At 68.4% G+C, this 15539-nt stretch carries 12 protein-coding genes; 5 read left to right on the top strand and 7 right to left on the bottom strand.

What is annotated here, in order from left to right:
- The first annotated feature begins 17 nt into the window (after window positions 1–17).
- Window positions 18–1169, top strand: coding sequence for an adenosyl-hopene transferase HpnH (gene hpnH, locus H261_RS00270; RefSeq protein WP_008613015.1), 1152 nt, complete (start codon window positions 18–20; stop codon window positions 1167–1169).
- Here the strand turns inward: hpnH and H261_RS00275 are convergent.
- The 7 genes from H261_RS00275 to H261_RS00305 all read right to left on the bottom strand — a co-directional run bounded on the left by H261_RS00275 (window position 1116) and on the right by H261_RS00305 (window position 9900).
- Window positions 1116–1823 carry a phosphorylase family protein gene (locus H261_RS00275; RefSeq protein ID WP_008613018.1) on the bottom strand — a complete coding sequence of 236 codons (708 nt, stop codon included), beginning with the start codon at window positions 1821–1823 and terminating at the stop codon, window positions 1116–1118. The genes hpnH and H261_RS00275 overlap by 54 nt on opposite strands.
- Window positions 1813–3768, bottom strand: coding sequence for a squalene--hopene cyclase (gene shc / locus H261_RS00280; protein WP_008613019.1), 1956 nt, complete (start codon window positions 3766–3768; stop codon window positions 1813–1815). The genes H261_RS00275 and shc overlap by 11 nt, the downstream gene beginning before the upstream one ends.
- Window positions 3769–3789: 21 nt before the next feature.
- Window positions 3790–4650, bottom strand: coding sequence for a presqualene diphosphate synthase HpnD (gene hpnD / locus H261_RS00285; protein ID WP_052004118.1), 861 nt, complete (start codon window positions 4648–4650; stop codon window positions 3790–3792).
- A 5-nt stretch (window positions 4651–4655) separates the two neighbouring features.
- Window positions 4656–5819 (bottom strand): glycosyltransferase, encoded by a 1164-nt coding sequence (locus tag H261_RS00290; RefSeq protein ID WP_008613023.1) that lies wholly within the window; start codon window positions 5817–5819, stop codon window positions 4656–4658.
- Window positions 5816–6808: a hopanoid-associated sugar epimerase gene (gene hpnA, locus H261_RS00295; RefSeq protein WP_008613025.1), complete on the bottom strand. Its 993-nt coding sequence runs from the start codon at window positions 6806–6808 to the stop codon at window positions 5816–5818. The genes H261_RS00290 and hpnA overlap by 4 nt, the downstream gene beginning before the upstream one ends.
- Before the next feature lie 240 nt (window positions 6809–7048).
- Window positions 7049–8731, bottom strand: coding sequence for a hypothetical protein (locus H261_RS00300; protein WP_008613027.1), 1683 nt, complete (start codon window positions 8729–8731; stop codon window positions 7049–7051).
- The gene (locus tag H261_RS00305) at window positions 8728–9900 is read right to left on the bottom strand and encodes an SEL1-like repeat protein (protein ID WP_008613030.1); all 1173 of its coding nucleotides are present in this window, start codon (window positions 9898–9900) and stop codon (window positions 8728–8730) included. Before H261_RS00305 ends, H261_RS00300 begins: the two co-directional genes overlap by 4 nt.
- Window positions 9901–9981: 81 nt before the next feature.
- Between H261_RS00305 and H261_RS00310 the strand changes: the two genes are divergently transcribed.
- From H261_RS00310 to H261_RS00325, 4 genes are all read left to right on the top strand, one after another.
- Window positions 9982–10575: a 4'-phosphopantetheinyl transferase family protein gene (locus H261_RS00310; protein WP_008613036.1), complete on the top strand. Its 594-nt coding sequence runs from the start codon at window positions 9982–9984 to the stop codon at window positions 10573–10575.
- Window positions 10572–14546, top strand: a complete 3975-nt coding sequence (locus tag H261_RS00315; RefSeq protein WP_008613037.1) for a Pls/PosA family non-ribosomal peptide synthetase — start codon at window positions 10572–10574, stop codon at window positions 14544–14546. Before H261_RS00310 ends, H261_RS00315 begins: the two co-directional genes overlap by 4 nt.
- Window positions 14543–14761, top strand: a complete 219-nt coding sequence (locus H261_RS00320; protein WP_008613038.1) for a ribbon-helix-helix domain-containing protein — start codon at window positions 14543–14545, stop codon at window positions 14759–14761. Before H261_RS00315 ends, H261_RS00320 begins: the two co-directional genes overlap by 4 nt.
- A gap of 326 nt (window positions 14762–15087) precedes the next feature.
- Window positions 15088–15507, top strand: a complete 420-nt coding sequence (locus H261_RS00325) for a DUF2934 domain-containing protein (RefSeq protein WP_008613039.1) — start codon at window positions 15088–15090, stop codon at window positions 15505–15507.
- Window positions 15508–15539: the final 32 nt, after the last annotated feature.

The raw sequence follows: 15539 nt of genomic DNA on the forward strand, positions 1-15539 counted from the left end.
GAATCAGGTTCCCGCCCGTGGCCGTTCCTCTTCACCAGTCCATCCGCATCGGTTCCTACATCGTGCGCCAGCACCTTTCCGGCAATAAGCGCTATCCGCTGGTGCTGATGATGGAGCCGCTGTTCCGCTGCAACCTGACCTGCGCCGGCTGCGGCAAGATCGACTATCCCGACGCCATCCTGAATTCCCGCATCTCGGTGGCCGACGCCCTGGCCTCCATCGACGAGTGCCCGGCCCCCGTGGTGGTGCTGGCCGGCGGCGAGCCGTTGCTGCACCGCGAAATGGACCAGATCGTCGAGGGCGCCCTGGCCAGGGGCAAGATCGTCTTCGTCTGCACCAACGCCCTGCTGCTGGAAAAGAAGCTCGACAGCTTCAAGCCGCACAAGAACTTCACCTGGACCGTCCACCTGGACGGCAACCGCGAGGACCACGACCGCGCCGTGTCGCGCGAAGGCACCTTCGACCAGGCGGTATCGGCCATCAAGGCCGCCAAGGCCCGGGGCTTCCAGGTCAACATCAACTGCACCCTGTTCAACAACGCCGATGCCGAGCGCATGGCGGAGTTCTTCGACTACACCAAGACCATCGGCATCGGCGGCATCACCCTGTCGCCCGGCTACGCCTACGAGCGCGCCCCCGACACCGAGCACTTCCTCAACCGCCGCGCCACCAAGGAGCTGTTCCGCAAGCTGTTCCGCCTCGGCAAGGGCAAGAAGTGGGAATTCACCCAGTCGTCGCTGTTCATGGACTTCCTGGCCGGCAACCAGACCTACCAGTGCACGCCGTGGGGCAATCCGACCCGCAACGTGTTCGGCTGGCAGCGCCCCTGCTACCTGCTGGGCGAGGGCTACGCCAAGACCTACAAGGAACTGATGGAAGAGACCAACTGGGACTCCTACGGCACCGGCAAGTACGAGAAGTGCGCCGATTGCATGGTCCATTCGGGCTACGAGGCCACCGCCGTCACCGACACCATCAGCCATCCGCTGAAGGCGGCCCTGGTGGCGCTGCGCGGCCCCCGCACCGAGGGCCCCTTCGCTCCCGATCTGCCGCTGGACAACCAGCGCCCGGCCATCGACAACTACGACGAACTGATGGCCAAGAACCTGGAAATGCTACACACCGAGGGTCGGACCAACAACCTTCACCGCGTCTCCCAGGGCAACTAGGGCGGCGCGGCTGTCGAGGCCGACCCGGATCAGCCCCGGCAGTTCCCACGGGCGGCGAGCCAGCGCCGCCATGACGGCCAGCGGCCGGGGGGAGCCGTCGGGAGCCAGCCCCACGAACACCGATCTGGGCAACCCCCGATCCGCCGGATCGGCCACGGCGCGCAGTACGGCGAAGGGCTTTCCCGCCCTGGCGCAGACCCGGGCCATGGCCCCGCTTTCCATATCGACGATGGACGCGCCGCCGTCATGAAGGGCGCGCTTGGCCGCTGGCGTGGCGGCGATGCGGCCGACCGCCGCCACGGTGCCGGAGCGCGAGAAGGGAATGCCCGACAGCAGGCGGCATTTCCACACGCCGTCCGCCTCGAAGGTCTCGCCCTCCCACTGGACGTCGCTGCCCACCACCACATCGCCGGGCCGGAGTGCCGGGTCGAGGCCGCCGGCGATGCCGAAGGACAGCAATCCCTCGGCGCCCTCGGCCAGCAGCCGTTCCGCCAGTTCGGTCACCCGCCGGGTCACGCCGCCCGCCGCCGCCCAGACGGTGCCGGGGGGCAGCAGGGCGCCCTCGGCGGTCATGCCGACGATGACGCCCACCCGCGCCCCCTTGCCCAGTCCCGGCCCCCAGCAGGATTCGGGAAAGGCGTGGTCAGAGGGCATGCATCACGGGCCCGGCATTGCCGGTGGTGAGGTTGCGGTAGCGGGCCAACGCCCAGACCGGGAAAAACTGGCGATAGCCGTGGTAGCGCAGGTAGAACACGCGGGGGAACCCCACCGCGGTGTAATGCTCCTCGTCCCACAGGCCTTCGGCGTTGCGGGTGCGGATCAGGTAGTCGATGCCCCTGGCCACCGCTTGGCTCTTGGTCTCGCCCGCCGCCATCAGGCCCAGCACCGCCCAGGCGGTCTGGGACGGCGTGGAGGGACCACCCTCGCCCCTCGGCTGGTCGTCCCAGTAGGACCGGCCGCATTCGCCCCAGCCGCCATCGTCCCGCTGCTTGGATTCAAGCCACTTGACCGCCCGGCGGAAGGCCGGATGGTCATGGGGCAGGCCGGCGGCGTTGAGCGCGCACAAGCTTGACCATGTGCCGTAGACGTAATTGGTGCCCCAGCGGCCGAACCACGAGCCGTCTTTCTCCTGCTCGCGCAGCAGGTAGTCGACGCCTTCGTGCGCCACCTTGTCCTTGCCGCGCTCGCCCAGCACCGACAGCACCGAGACGCAGCGGGCCGATACGTCGGCGGTGGGCGGGTCCAAGAGCGCGCCGTGATCGGCGAACGGGATATGGTTGAGGTAGTACGAGGTGTTCTCGGCGTCGAAGGCGCCCCAGCCGCCGCCCTCGGACTGCATGCCCTGGACCCACACCTTGCCCTTCTCGATGGGCTCGGCGTACTTCACCGGATCGATGCGGTCCAGCGCCGCCATCACCACGGCGGTATCGTCCACGTCGGGATAGTGGGGATTGTTGTACTGGAAGGCCCAGCCGCCGGGGGCGAGGCCGGGGCGGCGCACCGCCCAGTCGCCCACCACGTCGGTGATCTGGCGGGCCACCATCCAGTCGGCGGCCTTGCGCGCCGCCGCATCGGCCTCGGGCGTGCCCACCTCGAGGATGGCGTGGGTGGCCAGCGCCGTGTCCCAGATGGGCGACAGGCAGGGCTGCACCCAGGCGCGCTCGCCCTCCTCCACCACCAGATTGCGGATGGATTGCTTGGCGATCACCACGCGGGGATCATCCGCAGGGATGCCCAGCACGTCGTACATCCACACCGCGTTGACCATGGCCGGGAAGATGGCGCCCAGCCCGTCCTCGCCGTTAAGGCGCTCGTCGACGAAGGCCACAGCCTTGTCGATGGCCTTTTTCTGCAGCCCCTTGGGGAAGAAGCGGTAGACCTTCTGCAGCACCATGTCGATGCCGCGGAACAGGTAGGCCCAGTTGGAGCGTACCGGCTCCAGGTACCAGTTGGTGACCTTTTCAGGGGGCGTGACGAACAGTTCCTGGATGTGGATGCCCAGGGGATTGCGGGCCTTGGGACGGGTAGTCATCAGCACGGTCAGGGGCGCGATCACCGTGCGCGACCAATAGCTCACCTTGTCCATGTGGAAAGGGAACCAGCGGGGCAGCAGCATGATCTCCACGGGCATGATCGGCACGCCCTTCCAGGGGATCTGCCCGAACAGCGCCAGCAGGGTGCGGGTGAAGACGTTGGCCGTCGCCGCGCCGCCGTGGGCCAGGATGGCGTCGCGCGCCTTCTTCATGTGCGGCGCGTCGATATCGTCGCCGATGGCCTTCAGCGCGAAATAGGCCTTCACCGAGGCGCTGATGTTGAGGTCGCCGCGATGGAACAGCGGCCAGCCGCCATGCTCCTCCTGGATGTCGCGCAGATAGACGCCGATGCGCTTCTCCAACTCGGGATCGCGCTCATCCAGATAGTGCAGATAGAGCACGTATTCGGCCGGGATGGTGGCGTCCGCTTCGAGCTTGAACACCCAGTGGCCATCGTCCCGCTGCTGCTTGAGCAGGGCCTCGGCGGATTCGTTGACCGCGCGGTCCAGCGGATCGCGGAACGCGGCGGCGGTGAAGTCACGGGGATTGATTTCGCTGGGAGACACTGTTCGACCTCAAAAAATGGCTCAGAGCAAACCGTGGCGGAGAATACACCACAGCTTGAAGGCTTTCGAGACCTTGACCGGCGGATCGCGCGGCACGAAGCCCTCGGCCTCCACCCGCTTGAAGATCTCGCGGTACATCTCCTTCATCAAGGTGGCCGGGCGCATGTCTGCCTTGCAGCACTCGGCCTGGGCGGTATCGGAGGCGACGAAATAGCCCCGCGCCTTTTCACCCAGTTCGCGGCACACCGCCACCAGATTGGGGTGGGCCAGAACCTCGTTCGGGTCGCGGCTGGCAATGCCGTGCTTGGTTAAAAGCTCGTCGGGCAGGTAAAGCCGTCCGATCGCCGCATCCACCGCCACGTCGCGCAGGATGTTGGTCATCTGCAAGGCCATGCCGGTGGCGTTGGCGGTCTCGATGGATTTAGGCCGCAGAGGCCCGAACACCCGCACCGACAGGCGGCCGACGGCGCAGGCCACCCGGTCGCAGTAAAGCTCCAGCTCCGCCATGGAAAGACGCGTCACCTCGGGCTGGGCATCGCTCTCGCAGCCGGCGATCACCGCCAGGAAGTCGTCCTTGGGCAGGTTGTACTGGAGGACCGGCCCATGCAGCGCCTTGGCGATGGGATGGGTGGGAGCGCCGGCATACAGCCGGTCCAGCTCCACCCGCCACTCGGCCAGTTGGGCGCGCTTGACATCGGGGTCGCCGGGCTCGTCGGCGATGTCGTCCACCTCGCGGCAGAAGGCGTAGACGGCGTACATGGCGTAGCGCCGGGGGCGGTCCAGCAGGCGCATGCCCCAGTAGAACGAAGAGCCCGAGGCGCGCACCATGCCGGCCACCATCTCGTACTGGCCGGGGTCGATGGCGAAGGGAGCGGAGCCCATGGCGTTCACGACCTCGCCCCCTGGCCGTGGGTGTCCTGGGCCCGGCCCTTCCACTCGCCGCCCCGGCCGCGCCAGTACATCCAGGCGGAATGCAGGGTGGCGCCCAGATAGAACAGCGACACCAGCGGCAGCGCCAGCGCCCACAGGGGCATCAGGCGGTAGTAGCGGATCATGGGATAATAGGCGATGGTCATGGCCGCCCAGGCCAGCGCCCCGGTGGAGGCGCCGCCACCGTTGCGCATGGCCAGCAGGGGCGGCAGGACGAAGACCAGCAGCATGCAGACCACCGTGCCGAGCAGCAGGGGCGGCGAATGGCGCAGTTGGGTATAGGCCGAGCGCGAGATCATCCGCCACAGGCCCTCCGGCCCCTCGTAGCGCCGGGTCGAGATGGTTTCCTCGGCCAGGTCGAGAGTCAGCCGCCCGTGATGGGCCTTCACCGCCGCGGCCAGGGTGCAATCGTCGATCAGCGCGTCCTTGATGGCCTTGATGCCGCCGATCTTTTCCAGCATGGCCGGGCGGATCAGCACGTAGCCGCCGGCCGCGGCCGCCGTGGTGGAGCGCGAATCCTTCACCCAGGCGAAGGGGTAGAGCATGCGGAAGAAGAACACGAAGGCGGGCACGATGGCCTTTTCCCAAACGCTTTCGGTGGAGAGGCGCACCATCAGCGAGGCCATGTCCAGGCCCTCGGCCAGCATGCGCGACACGGTGCGGCGCAGCTCGCCGGCTCCGTGGCGGATGTCGGCGTCGGACAGCAGCAGCAAATCGGCCTCGGGGAATCTGGACCGCGCCACCGCGACGCCGTGATTCTGCGCCCACATCTTGCCGGTCCAGCCGCGCGGCAGGTCGGGGGCCTCGACCACCGTCACCCGGGCGGCCAGCCCCATCTCTTCGGCCGCCTTGCGCGCGGCCTCGGCGGTGCCGTCGGAGGAATGGTCGTCCACCAGCACCACGGAAAAATCGCCGGGATAGTTCTGGGACAGCAGGGATTCGATGGTGGCGCCGATGACGTCGGCCTCATCGCGGGCGGGAATCACCGCCACCACCTGGGGCCAGACTTCCGGCACCACGGCCTGGGGCGCCCCCTCGATCCGCCAGAACGACCCGCGCATGGTGAGCAGCCAGGCCCAGGCCCCCGCCCCGACCACGCCAGCAAGCGACGCCAGACTCATGGAACCTCCCCGATGCTCTTGAACCACTCCACCGCCGCGTCCAGCGCCTCGTCGGCGGGACGGTGGCGGTACCCCAGTTCCCGCTCGGCCTTGGCCGAGGAGAAGAACATGTGCCAGCGCGACATCTTCAGCCCGTCCATGGTGACGAAGGGCTCGCCGCCGAACAGCCGCGCCCAGGTCTCGGCGCCGAGCGCCAGCGGATAGAGCGGCCAGCGCGGCAGCTTCATCAGCGGCGGACGCCCGCCGGTGATCCCGGCGATGCGATTCAGGATGTCGGCGAGCGTCAGGTTGTCGCCGCCCAGGATGTAGCGCTCGCCGATGCGGCCCTTGTCCAGCGCCAGCAGATGGCCCTCGGCCACATCGTCCACATGGACGATGTTGAGGCCGGTATCCACATAGGCCGGCATGCGGCCCGAGGCCGCCTCGACGATCATGCGGCCGGTGGGGGTCGGCTTGACGTCGCCGGGACCGACCGGCGTGGAGGGATTGCAGATCACCGCCGGCAGACCCTGTTCGGCCACCATGCGGCGCACCACCTCCTCGGCCAGGAACTTGGACTGCTTGTAGGGGCCGACCTTGTCGGAGATGTCGCTGGGGGTGTCCTCGTCGGCGGTGCCGCCCTCCACATGGCCGAGCGTCGCCACCGAGGAGGTGTAGACCACCCGCTCGACACCCTCGGCCAGGGCGGCGGTCATCAGCGCCCGCGTGCCTTCCACGTTGGCCATCATCATGGCCGCCGGATCGGGCACCCAGATGCGGTAATCGGCGGCGGTATGGATCAGCACCCGGCAGCCTTCCATGGCCTTCCGGAGCGAGGCGGCATCCTCCAGGCGGCCCTCGACCACCTCCACATGCAGATTGGCGACGTTGCGGCGGTCCGAGGTGGGACGGGCCAGCACGCGCACCGCCTCGCCGCGCGCCAGCAAGGCGCGGACGATGGCGGCGCCGACGAATCCGGTCGCTCCGGTGACGAGAACAGGTGCAGCCATTTCCCCACGCCCCAGCGCGGCCGGGCGGGATCGCGCGGCCGATGGCCGGTAGTTACAACGATTACGCCGGAATCCGCCAGTGATTCTTTGGGACAGCGGGGAGACTCAACCTGTCATCCCGAGCCTTGGCGAGGGATCTCATCCTGAACCGGCTTTTCCGAGCAGGAAATAGCATGCCAGACGAAGATCCCTCCGCCAGGGGCGTCGGGATGACAGGTGGGTATGCGTATGGCCCGGCCCTCAGCCGAAACCGCATTCCACCAGCAGGCGGTGGAAGTCGCGCAGGTGCTTCTCGCCCTGGCTGGGGTCGGGCACCGAGGCGACGAACTTCTCCTCGAACTGCTTCTGGCGCAGATGCTCGACCACCCGGGCCTTGGCCATGTTCAGCGACTTGCCCTCGATCAGCACGCCCGAGCCGCAGAACTTGACCAGCCGGATGGCCCGCATGGCCAGGGGATCGTCGGGCTTATCCACCTTCTCGATGATCTCCTCGGCGGTGAGGTAGCGGACCATCACGTCGTCGATGCGGTCGGCCAGTTCCTTGCGGAAGCCGTCCACCAGGTTGGGACAGGAGCGCAGCAGCTTGTTGGCGTTGGTGAGCGCCGCCATGCGGGCGGGCGGGGCCAGGCGCACCGGCACCCACAGGTCGATGTGGTTGGAGCGCCGCACATGGGCGTCGAGCATCTCGGTGAGGACCTCCCCCATGCTGCGCCCCAAGTTGGAGCCGGCCAGGGTCAGCAGGAACTGCAGCCGCACGCAGCCGTCGGCCAGGGCGCCGAGCAGCAATTGCAGCGCCTGGGGCGCCGAGACGGACGCGCCGCCGCCGTTGAGCACCCGGGCGCCGCGCTGCAGCAGCGCCTCGGCCATGGGCGCGCCGCCCACCACCCGGTCCTTGTCCACCAGCCGGGTCAGCAGCTTGTGGAACATCTCGTATTCCTGGGAGGAATCGTTGCGCGACAGGGGATTGGTGCCGCCCGCCTCGCGCACCACCCGGCCCATCAGCACCTCGCGGCTCTGGGGCAGCGATCCTTCCGCGAACAGCCTGTTCAGCTCGGTGAAGGTCTGGGGAGCGAACTTGGCGGCTTCAGCCGCCCCCTCGGTCAGGCTGACGATGGTGCACAGCGCCGCCGACAGGTTGGACTGGAAGCCCAGCAGGTCCTGGATCACCTGGGCGGGCACGGTGAGGTCGGCGATCACCGCGTCGATCTCCACCATGCTGCCCTTGGCCTCGGGCTCGGCCGACCAGGCAACCAGCAGGTCGAGCTTGCCGAACCACGAGCGCTTTTCCAGCAGCGCCAGGGTCATGTATGAACGCAGCAGAAAGGCGTCACCGCCGCTCGACGCCACCGCCTCGGCGAAGGTCTGGGGGGCCTTGGGCTTCTTGGCGGCGAAATCCCGCGCCCGCTTGCCCAGTTCCTCCCACGATTTGTCGAGGAAGTCCTTGCGCGCCTTGCCCTCCTCGCCCGAGGCCTTGGCCTGCAGGCCGGCGACCCGGTCGATGGCCGAGAACAGCAGGTTGCCCTTGTCGCCGAACCGCTTCATCTCCTTGGCGTCGTGCAGCAGTTCGAAGGGCGTCACCAGCGCCTCGTCCAGGTACTTGCGCAACAGCTTGCCGATGGTGGTGCGCGACGGCTGGGCGTAGAAATCCTCGAGGTCGGAGCAGAGCGGCGCCTCGGTGATGGTGGCGAGGGAGGGATCGCCGGCGGCCTTCTCGGTCGCCTTCTTCTCCATGATGATGGTTTCGGAATGGGTGCCGTCGATGCGCTCGAAATCCTTGACCACACGCACCGCCGCGTGGTTGCCCGCCTGCAGCAGGTTCTCGGCGAACGCCTTGGCCTTGGCCTCGTCGGGGGCCATTTCGGCGATCACCCAGTTTTTGTCGGCCAGGACCTGGACCTCGTACGAGGTCTTCGAGCCGCTCATGACGCGCTCGCCGCCGTGCGGCGCCTTTCCAGGGCCGCCGCCTGCACCTCGCCGCGCGCATCGCCCGAGTCCGCCGCGCGGCGGAACCAGCGGATGGCCGCCGCCTCGTCCTGCTCGACGCCGACGCCAAGCGCCAGCATCACCGCGTAATTGTACTGGGCCTCGGCCAGCCCCTGCTCGGCGGCGCGGCGGCACAGCATGGCCGCCTCGGTGGGGTCGGGGTCGGTGCCGCGTCCCTGGCGCAGCATGTTGGCCAGATTGTGCAGCGCCGTGGCCAATCCCTGATCGGCGGCCTGACGGTAGAGTTCCACCGCCTGGGTCTCGTCCCGCTCGACCCCGGCTCCGGCCTCGTACAGCGCCCCCAGGGCGAAGATGGCGCCGGCGTCGCCCTGATCGGCGGCCTGCTTGAACCACTTGGCGGCCACTTCCGGACTGGCCTCGACGCCGCGGCCCTGGCGGATCATGTTGCCCAGGTTGAACTGGGCCTGCGGATCGCCCTGCTTGGCCGCCTCGCGGAACCATTTCAGCGCGTGGGCGTTGCTTTGCGCCACGCCCAGTCCCTGATCGTACATCACCCCCAGGGAATACTGGCCGCGCGCGTCGCCGGCCTTGGCCGCCTGGGTATAGAGCTTCACCGCCTCGCCCAGGTCGGGGGCGACCCCCTTGCCCTCACGGTAGGCGTTGCCCAGCGCCACCATGGCGGCGGCGTCGCCCTTGTCGATGGCGGCGCGCAGCGCCGCCGGGTCGTCCACCGTCTCGCCGATGCGCAGGGGATCGGTCTCCACCTCGATCTCCGGCAGGGCGATCACCTTGGGACCGGCCTGTTGCGGCGGCGGGTCGGGATCGGGGGCGGGAACGGGCTCGGCGGCGGGGGAAGCCTCCTCGGCCGGGGGGCTGCCGTAATCCGGGCGAACGGCCTGGCGCTTGGCGGGCAGGTCGTCGACGCGGCGGCGCACGTCCACCCCCTCGGCGGCCATCTTCTTCAGCAGGGCCATGGCCTCGGCGTTGCCCTGGCGGGCCGAGCGCACCAGCCACACCACGGCCTCGTCCAGGTCGCGCTTGACCTGATAGCCCAGGCGGTAAAGATCGCCGAGCTTGAACTGGGCGACCGGATCATTTTCCAGCGCCAGAGAACGATAACGGGTGACGATCTCCGGTTCGCGCGCCATTCTGGCCATCCATCCCGAGAAAACCGCCAACCAGAATGCCGCAACGGGACGGCGGAGTCGATGCTATTGGACACAGTACGATTGGATGGCCAAACATGGCTGTATACCGGCATCGCCGACCGTCCCGAGGTGCGGTCGCGGCTGCTCGCCGGCCATCTGGCCCGTGAACTGGGATGCTCGCCGGACGCCATCGTCCTCGGCCGCGACCGCTTCGGCAAGCCCTTCCTGGCCGCCCCGGCCGCCGCCTACTGGTTCAACCTGTCGGCCTGCGGCGGGCTGGTGCTGGTCGCCGGCTCGCACGGCGGGCCGGTGGGCGCCGATGTGGAGACCCTGGCGCGCTGCCGGCCTGTGTGGGAGGATGCGGCGAGGGAATTCGCCCCCGCCGAGCGGGCGCGGCTGGCCGGCCTCGCCCCCGCCGAGCGCCCCCTGGCCTTCGCCCGGCTGTGGACGGCCAAGGAGGCGGTGCTGAAGGCCCGGGGCATCGGCATCGTCAACGGCCTGGTCGAGCCCGATTTGTCGCATCTCGGCGATCTGTCCGCCCCGCCGCCCTGGAATCCCGCCCGGATGAAGGTAGGAGATGACCATTATGCCGTGACTTGGTATACCCTCCCCATCGACGAGGCACGGGTTGTCGCCGCGCGCGCCGAATCCTCGTCAAATCCGGGAATAACGTGACCACGTCCTTGTCTTCAGCCCTGTCCGGCCGCCGCGATCCCTCGCTGATCCGCGACGAAACCCTATGGGAAATCTTCTCCGCCAGCGCACGGGCGTTTCCCCATGCCGCCGCCACCTTCGGCGACGAGACCCTGACCTATACCGGGCTGTCGGCCCGCGCCCAGGCTGTTTCCCGCGCCCTGGCGGCGCGCGGCATCGGACGCGGCGATTTCGTCGGGCTGTGGATGAGCCGATCGCTCGACCTCCATGTGGCGCTGCTGGGCATCCTGGCCTCGGGCGCCGCCTACATCCCCTTCGACACCGAGGCGCCCACCGAGCGGGTGGCCGAGTGCCTGGCCGATTGCGCCGCCAAGGCGCTGATCGTCGATGCCTTCACCATGGGCGGCATCACCGGGTCCATGCCGGCCCACACCCTGATCCTGCCCAGCCTGGAGCAGGCGGCGCCGGAAGGGGCCTCCCCCGACCCCCGCGCCCAGGGCGCCAATCCGGCCGACCCGGCCTACGCCATCTACACCTCGGGCTCCACCGGCAAGCCCAAGGCCATCGTCATCAGCCATTCCAACATCTGCCACTACCTGCGCGCCGCCAATTCCCTCTACGGCCTGCGCTCCGACGACGTGGTCTTCCAGGGCGCCTCGGTGGCCTTCGACCTGTCGCTGGAAGAGATCTTCGTGCCCTATCTGGTGGGAGCCAGGCTGTGGATCGCCGGACGGCGCACCCTGGCCGAGGCCGACCGGCTGCCGGGCGTGCTGGCCGAGGCCGGCATCACCGTGCTCGATACCGTGCCGACCCTGCTGGGCCTGCTGTCCGAGGACATCCCCGGCCTGCGCGTCATCATCCTGGGCGGCGAGGCCTGCCCCCCGGCCCTGGCAGAGCGCTGGTGCCGGCCGGGCCGGCGCATCTTCAATTCCTACGGTCCCACCGAGACCACCGTGGTGGCCACCATGGCCGAGGTCGAAGCGGGCAAGCCGGTGACCATCGGACGGCCCATCCCCAATTACGTCTGCCATGTGGTGGACGACTTCACCAACCCGGTGGCGCCGGGGGTTACCGGCGAATTGCTGATCGGCGGGCCGGGGGTGGCGGCAGGCTATCTCGGCCGCCCGGAGCTGACCGCCGAGAAGTTCATCGCCAATCCCTGGGATTCCGACGGTACCGCCCCGGTGCTCTACCGCTCGGGCGACGCGGTGGCCATCGACGGGAACGGCGACATCACCTTCCACGGCCGCATCGACGATCAGGTCAAGATCCGCGGCTTCCGCGTCGAGCTGGGCGAGATCGAGGCCCGCCTCGCCGCCCTGCCGGGCGTCAACCAGGCGGCGGTCAGCTTGCGCACCGACGACGGCGTCGAGCGGCTGGTGGCGACCATCGTCCCCGAGGCCGGTGTCGAGGTGGAGAGCGGCCCGCTCAAGGAAGGCCTGCGCGGCCAGCTGCCCGCCTACATGGTGCCGTCCCATTATCTGGTGGTCGACGAACTGCCCCGCCTGATCTCGGGCAAGCTGAACCGCAAGGCGCTGAAGGACCTGCCGCTGGACCTGTCGGTGGGTGGGGCTGAGCAGGAGGAGCCAGCCTCCCCCACCGAGGCCGCCCTGCTGGACGCGGCCCGCCGGGTGTTCCCCGGCCAGGCCATTCCCTTCGAGGCCGATTTCTTCCTCGACCTCGGCGGCCATTCGCTGCTGGCCGCCAAGTTCGTCTCGGCGGTGCGCGAGACGCCGTCCCTGGCCAGCCTGACGCTGAACGAGATCTATTCCGCCCGAAGCCTGCGCGCCATGGCGGCGCTGCTCGACCTCCGCACGCCGGCCCCGGGCGCCAAGGCCGCCGACCTGTCGTTCGACCCGCCGACGCTGCGCCGCCGCTTCCTGTGCGGTCTGGCCCAGGCGGCGGCCATGCCGTTCATCCTGGCGCTGACCACCGCGCCGTGGCTGGGCGTGTTCATCTCCTACATGCTGCTGTCGGGCGAGGACGCCAGCTTCCTCAAGGAAGTGGGCACCCTGATGGTCACCTACGCGGTGATCAACGTCGGCACCATCTCCGCCTCCATCGCCCTGAAATGGCTGGTCCTCGGGCGGACCCGGCCGGGACGGCACAAGCTGTGGGGGGGCTATTATTTCCGCTGGTGGTTGGCGCAAAGGGTGGTCAGCGTCGCCCACATCAAGTGGTTCCAGGGCACGCCGATCATGAGCATCTACCTGCGCCTGCTGGGCGCCCGGGTGGGCAGCGACTGCGTGCTGTCGGAGATGGAGGCCGGCGCCTTCGATCTGGTGACCATCGGCAACGGCGTGGCCATCGGCGGCAAGACCCGGCTGGCCAATGCCGAGGCGGTGGGCGACGAACTGGTGATCGGCGTCATCGAGATCGGCGACGACGCCTTCATCGGCAGCTCGTGCATGATCAGCCACGGCGTGGTGATCGAGACGGGCGGCGAACTGGGGGACCTGACCTCCGTGGCGCAGGACGCCCGGGTGGGACGCTACGAACATTGGGACGGCTCGCCCGGCCGCAAGGTCGGCATGGTCGATGAGGCCGCCCTGCCCGAGCCGGCCAATGCCGGTTTCGGCCGCAAGCTGGCCCTGACCGTCTTCTACGCCCTGATGCTGGTGGTGCTGCCGCCCATCAGCCTGCTGCCGATCTTTCCCGCCTTCTTCATCTTCGAGCGCCTGAGCGAGGTTCTGGTGGGCGGCGAATACGCCACCATCCTGCCGCTGCTGGCCTGGCCCACCGCCATGGCGCTGATCGCCGTCACCGTGCTGCTGATCGCCGCCGTGCGCTGGTCGGTCCTGCCGGTGGTGACGGCGGGCAGCTATTCCATCTATGGCAGCCTCTATGTCCGCAAGTGGATCGTCGCCCTGGCCACCGAGCTGATGCTGGAGACCCTGTCGTCGCTCTACGCCACCGTCTACATGCGGCTGTGGTACCGCCTGATGGGGGCCAGGATCGGCAAGGACGCCGAGATTTCCTGCAATCTGGCCGGGCGCTACGACCTGACCGATATCGGACCGGGCTGCTTCATCGCCGACGAGGTGGTGCTGGGCGACGAATGCGTCCGCCGCGGCTGGATGGTGCTGGAGCCGGTGAAGACCGAGGCCCGCGTCTTCGTCGGCAACGACGCGGTGGTGCCGCCCGGCGCGGTGATTCCCGCCGGGACCCTGATCGGCATCAAGTCGCGGCCGCCGGCCAACGAAGAGATGTCGCCCGGCGACACCTGGTTCGGCAATCCGCCGTTCAAGCTGCCGGTGCGCCAGCGCTTCGACGACGTGGGGTCCAACTGGACCTTCGCGCCGCCCCTGTGGCGCCGGGTGTGGCGCGCCGTGTTCGAAGCCTTCGCCGTCTCGCTGCCCACCGCGCTGTTCATCACCTTCGGCATCATGACCGTCGACCTGCTGGCCCCCAGCATCCTGGCCCGCGAATACGCCATCGTCCTGCCGCTGTTCGTCGCGGCCTCGGTGGCCATCTCCGTCTCCCTGGCCCTGTCGTCGGTAGCGGTGAAATGGCTGATGATGGGGGCCTACCGCCCCACCGCCAAGCCCATGTGGTCGTGGTGGGCGCTGCGTACCGAGGCGGTGGCGGTGATGTACTGGGGCCTGGCCGGCAAGGTGCTGCTGGACCACCTGCGCGGCACGCCGTTCCTGCCCTGGTTCCTGTGGCTGTACGGCTGCCGCTTCGGCTCCGGCGTATTCATGGACACCACCGATATCACCGAGTTCGACTGCATCGACGTCGGCGATTTCTGCGCCATCAACTCGCTGTCGGCGCTGCAGACCCATCTTTACGAGGACCGGGTGATGAAGGTCGGCCGGGTCAGGCTGGGCACCGGCGTGACCGTGGGCTCGGGCTCCACCGTGCTCTACGACACCGAGGTGGGCGACTTCGCCCGCATCGGCAAGCTGACCATCGTCATGAAGGGCGAAGGCATCCCCGCCCACTCCCAGTGGGAGGGCGCGCCGGCCCAGACGGTCGCCGGCGGGTCATGAGCGAACCGGTCAAGCGCTCGGTCAAGATCGCCGGCCATGCCACCAGCGTGACGCTGGAGCCCGAGTTCTGGGACTGCCTCAAGGAGATGGCGGCGGCGCGCGGCCTGTCGGTCAACCAGATGGTGGCCGAGATCGACTGCTCGCGCGGCGGCAACCTGTCGTCGGCCATCCGGGTGTTCGTCCTGACCGAACTCAAGAGACAGGCCGCCGGATAAGCCCGGCGGCCTGTCCTCGTCAAGAATCCCCTACCTGCCCAGCTTGCTCAGCACGAACCACGCCAGGCCGCCGGTCACCGCCAGAATGAAGCCCAGGAACGCCAGGGCGATCACGGCATTATTGTCGATAACCATAACTGTCCTCCCCCTCGGAAAACACGTCTTGATATGTGTCAAGACTAGCAGGGTATCCTCCGGCAGGCCTTGATCTGGATCAGTGCGCATACGTCATGCAGACATCACTTATGCGGCATTGAATCCCTATGCCGTTCGCCCTAGGATTATCCACGGAAAGAATGGACAATCCGGCAATCGGGAGGAGCCCGATGGCAAGCCTGAATTCGGAACGGCTGACCTTGGCGGAAACCGGCGCCCTGGCCCTGGACGAGGCCGCCCGGGAACTGGACAAGGCCAACGACACCACCAGCTTTCTCAAGGCGCTGGAGCGCAACCAGCGGGTCTGGCGGACCCTGGCGCACATCGCCATGGCCCGCGCCTGGCAATTCCCCAGCGAACGCCAGGTGGCCTATGCCCTGTCCACCGACGGGCACGGCAACGGCGCCAATGACGAGCGGGTCAATACCTTGATCGACATCAACCGCGAGGTCTCGGACATCCTGGCCCATGGCGACGACATCGCCCGCATCCGCGAGCGGGCCCACGCCATCTGGGAAAGCCGGGGCCGCCCGCAGGGCCAGGACATGGAGCACTGGCTGCTGGCGGAAATGGAACTGTCCAGCGGCTGAAACATTCCGTGCGGACAGGATGCCCACGCTCC

Origin of the sequence: Paramagnetospirillum caucaseum, from assembly GCF_000342045.1 — a bacterium.
GTDB lineage: Bacteria > Pseudomonadota > Alphaproteobacteria > Rhodospirillales > Magnetospirillaceae > Phaeospirillum > Phaeospirillum caucaseum.

What these genes read in the sequence shown, in the direction of transcription:
- H261_RS00325 (WP_008613039.1), top strand. Translation starts at nt 15,088, where the DNA reads ATGGCAAGCCTGAATTCGGAACGGCTGACCTTGGCGGAAACCGGCGCC.
- H261_RS00275 (WP_008613018.1), bottom strand. Translation starts at nt 1,823, where the DNA reads ATGCCCTCTGACCACGCCTTTCCCGAATCCTGCTGGGGGCCGGGACTG.
- H261_RS00290 (WP_008613023.1), bottom strand. Translation starts at nt 5,819, where the DNA reads ATGAGTCTGGCGTCGCTTGCTGGCGTGGTCGGGGCGGGGGCCTGGGCC.
- H261_RS00305 (WP_008613030.1), bottom strand. Translation starts at nt 9,900, where the DNA reads ATGGCGCGCGAACCGGAGATCGTCACCCGTTATCGTTCTCTGGCGCTG.
- H261_RS00300 (WP_008613027.1), bottom strand. Translation starts at nt 8,731, where the DNA reads ATGAGCGGCTCGAAGACCTCGTACGAGGTCCAGGTCCTGGCCGACAAA.
- H261_RS00320 (WP_008613038.1), top strand. Translation starts at nt 14,543, where the DNA reads ATGAGCGAACCGGTCAAGCGCTCGGTCAAGATCGCCGGCCATGCCACC.
- hpnD (WP_052004118.1), bottom strand. Translation starts at nt 4,650, where the DNA reads ATGGGCTCCGCTCCCTTCGCCATCGACCCCGGCCAGTACGAGATGGTG.
- hpnA (WP_008613025.1), bottom strand. Translation starts at nt 6,808, where the DNA reads ATGGCTGCACCTGTTCTCGTCACCGGAGCGACCGGATTCGTCGGCGCC.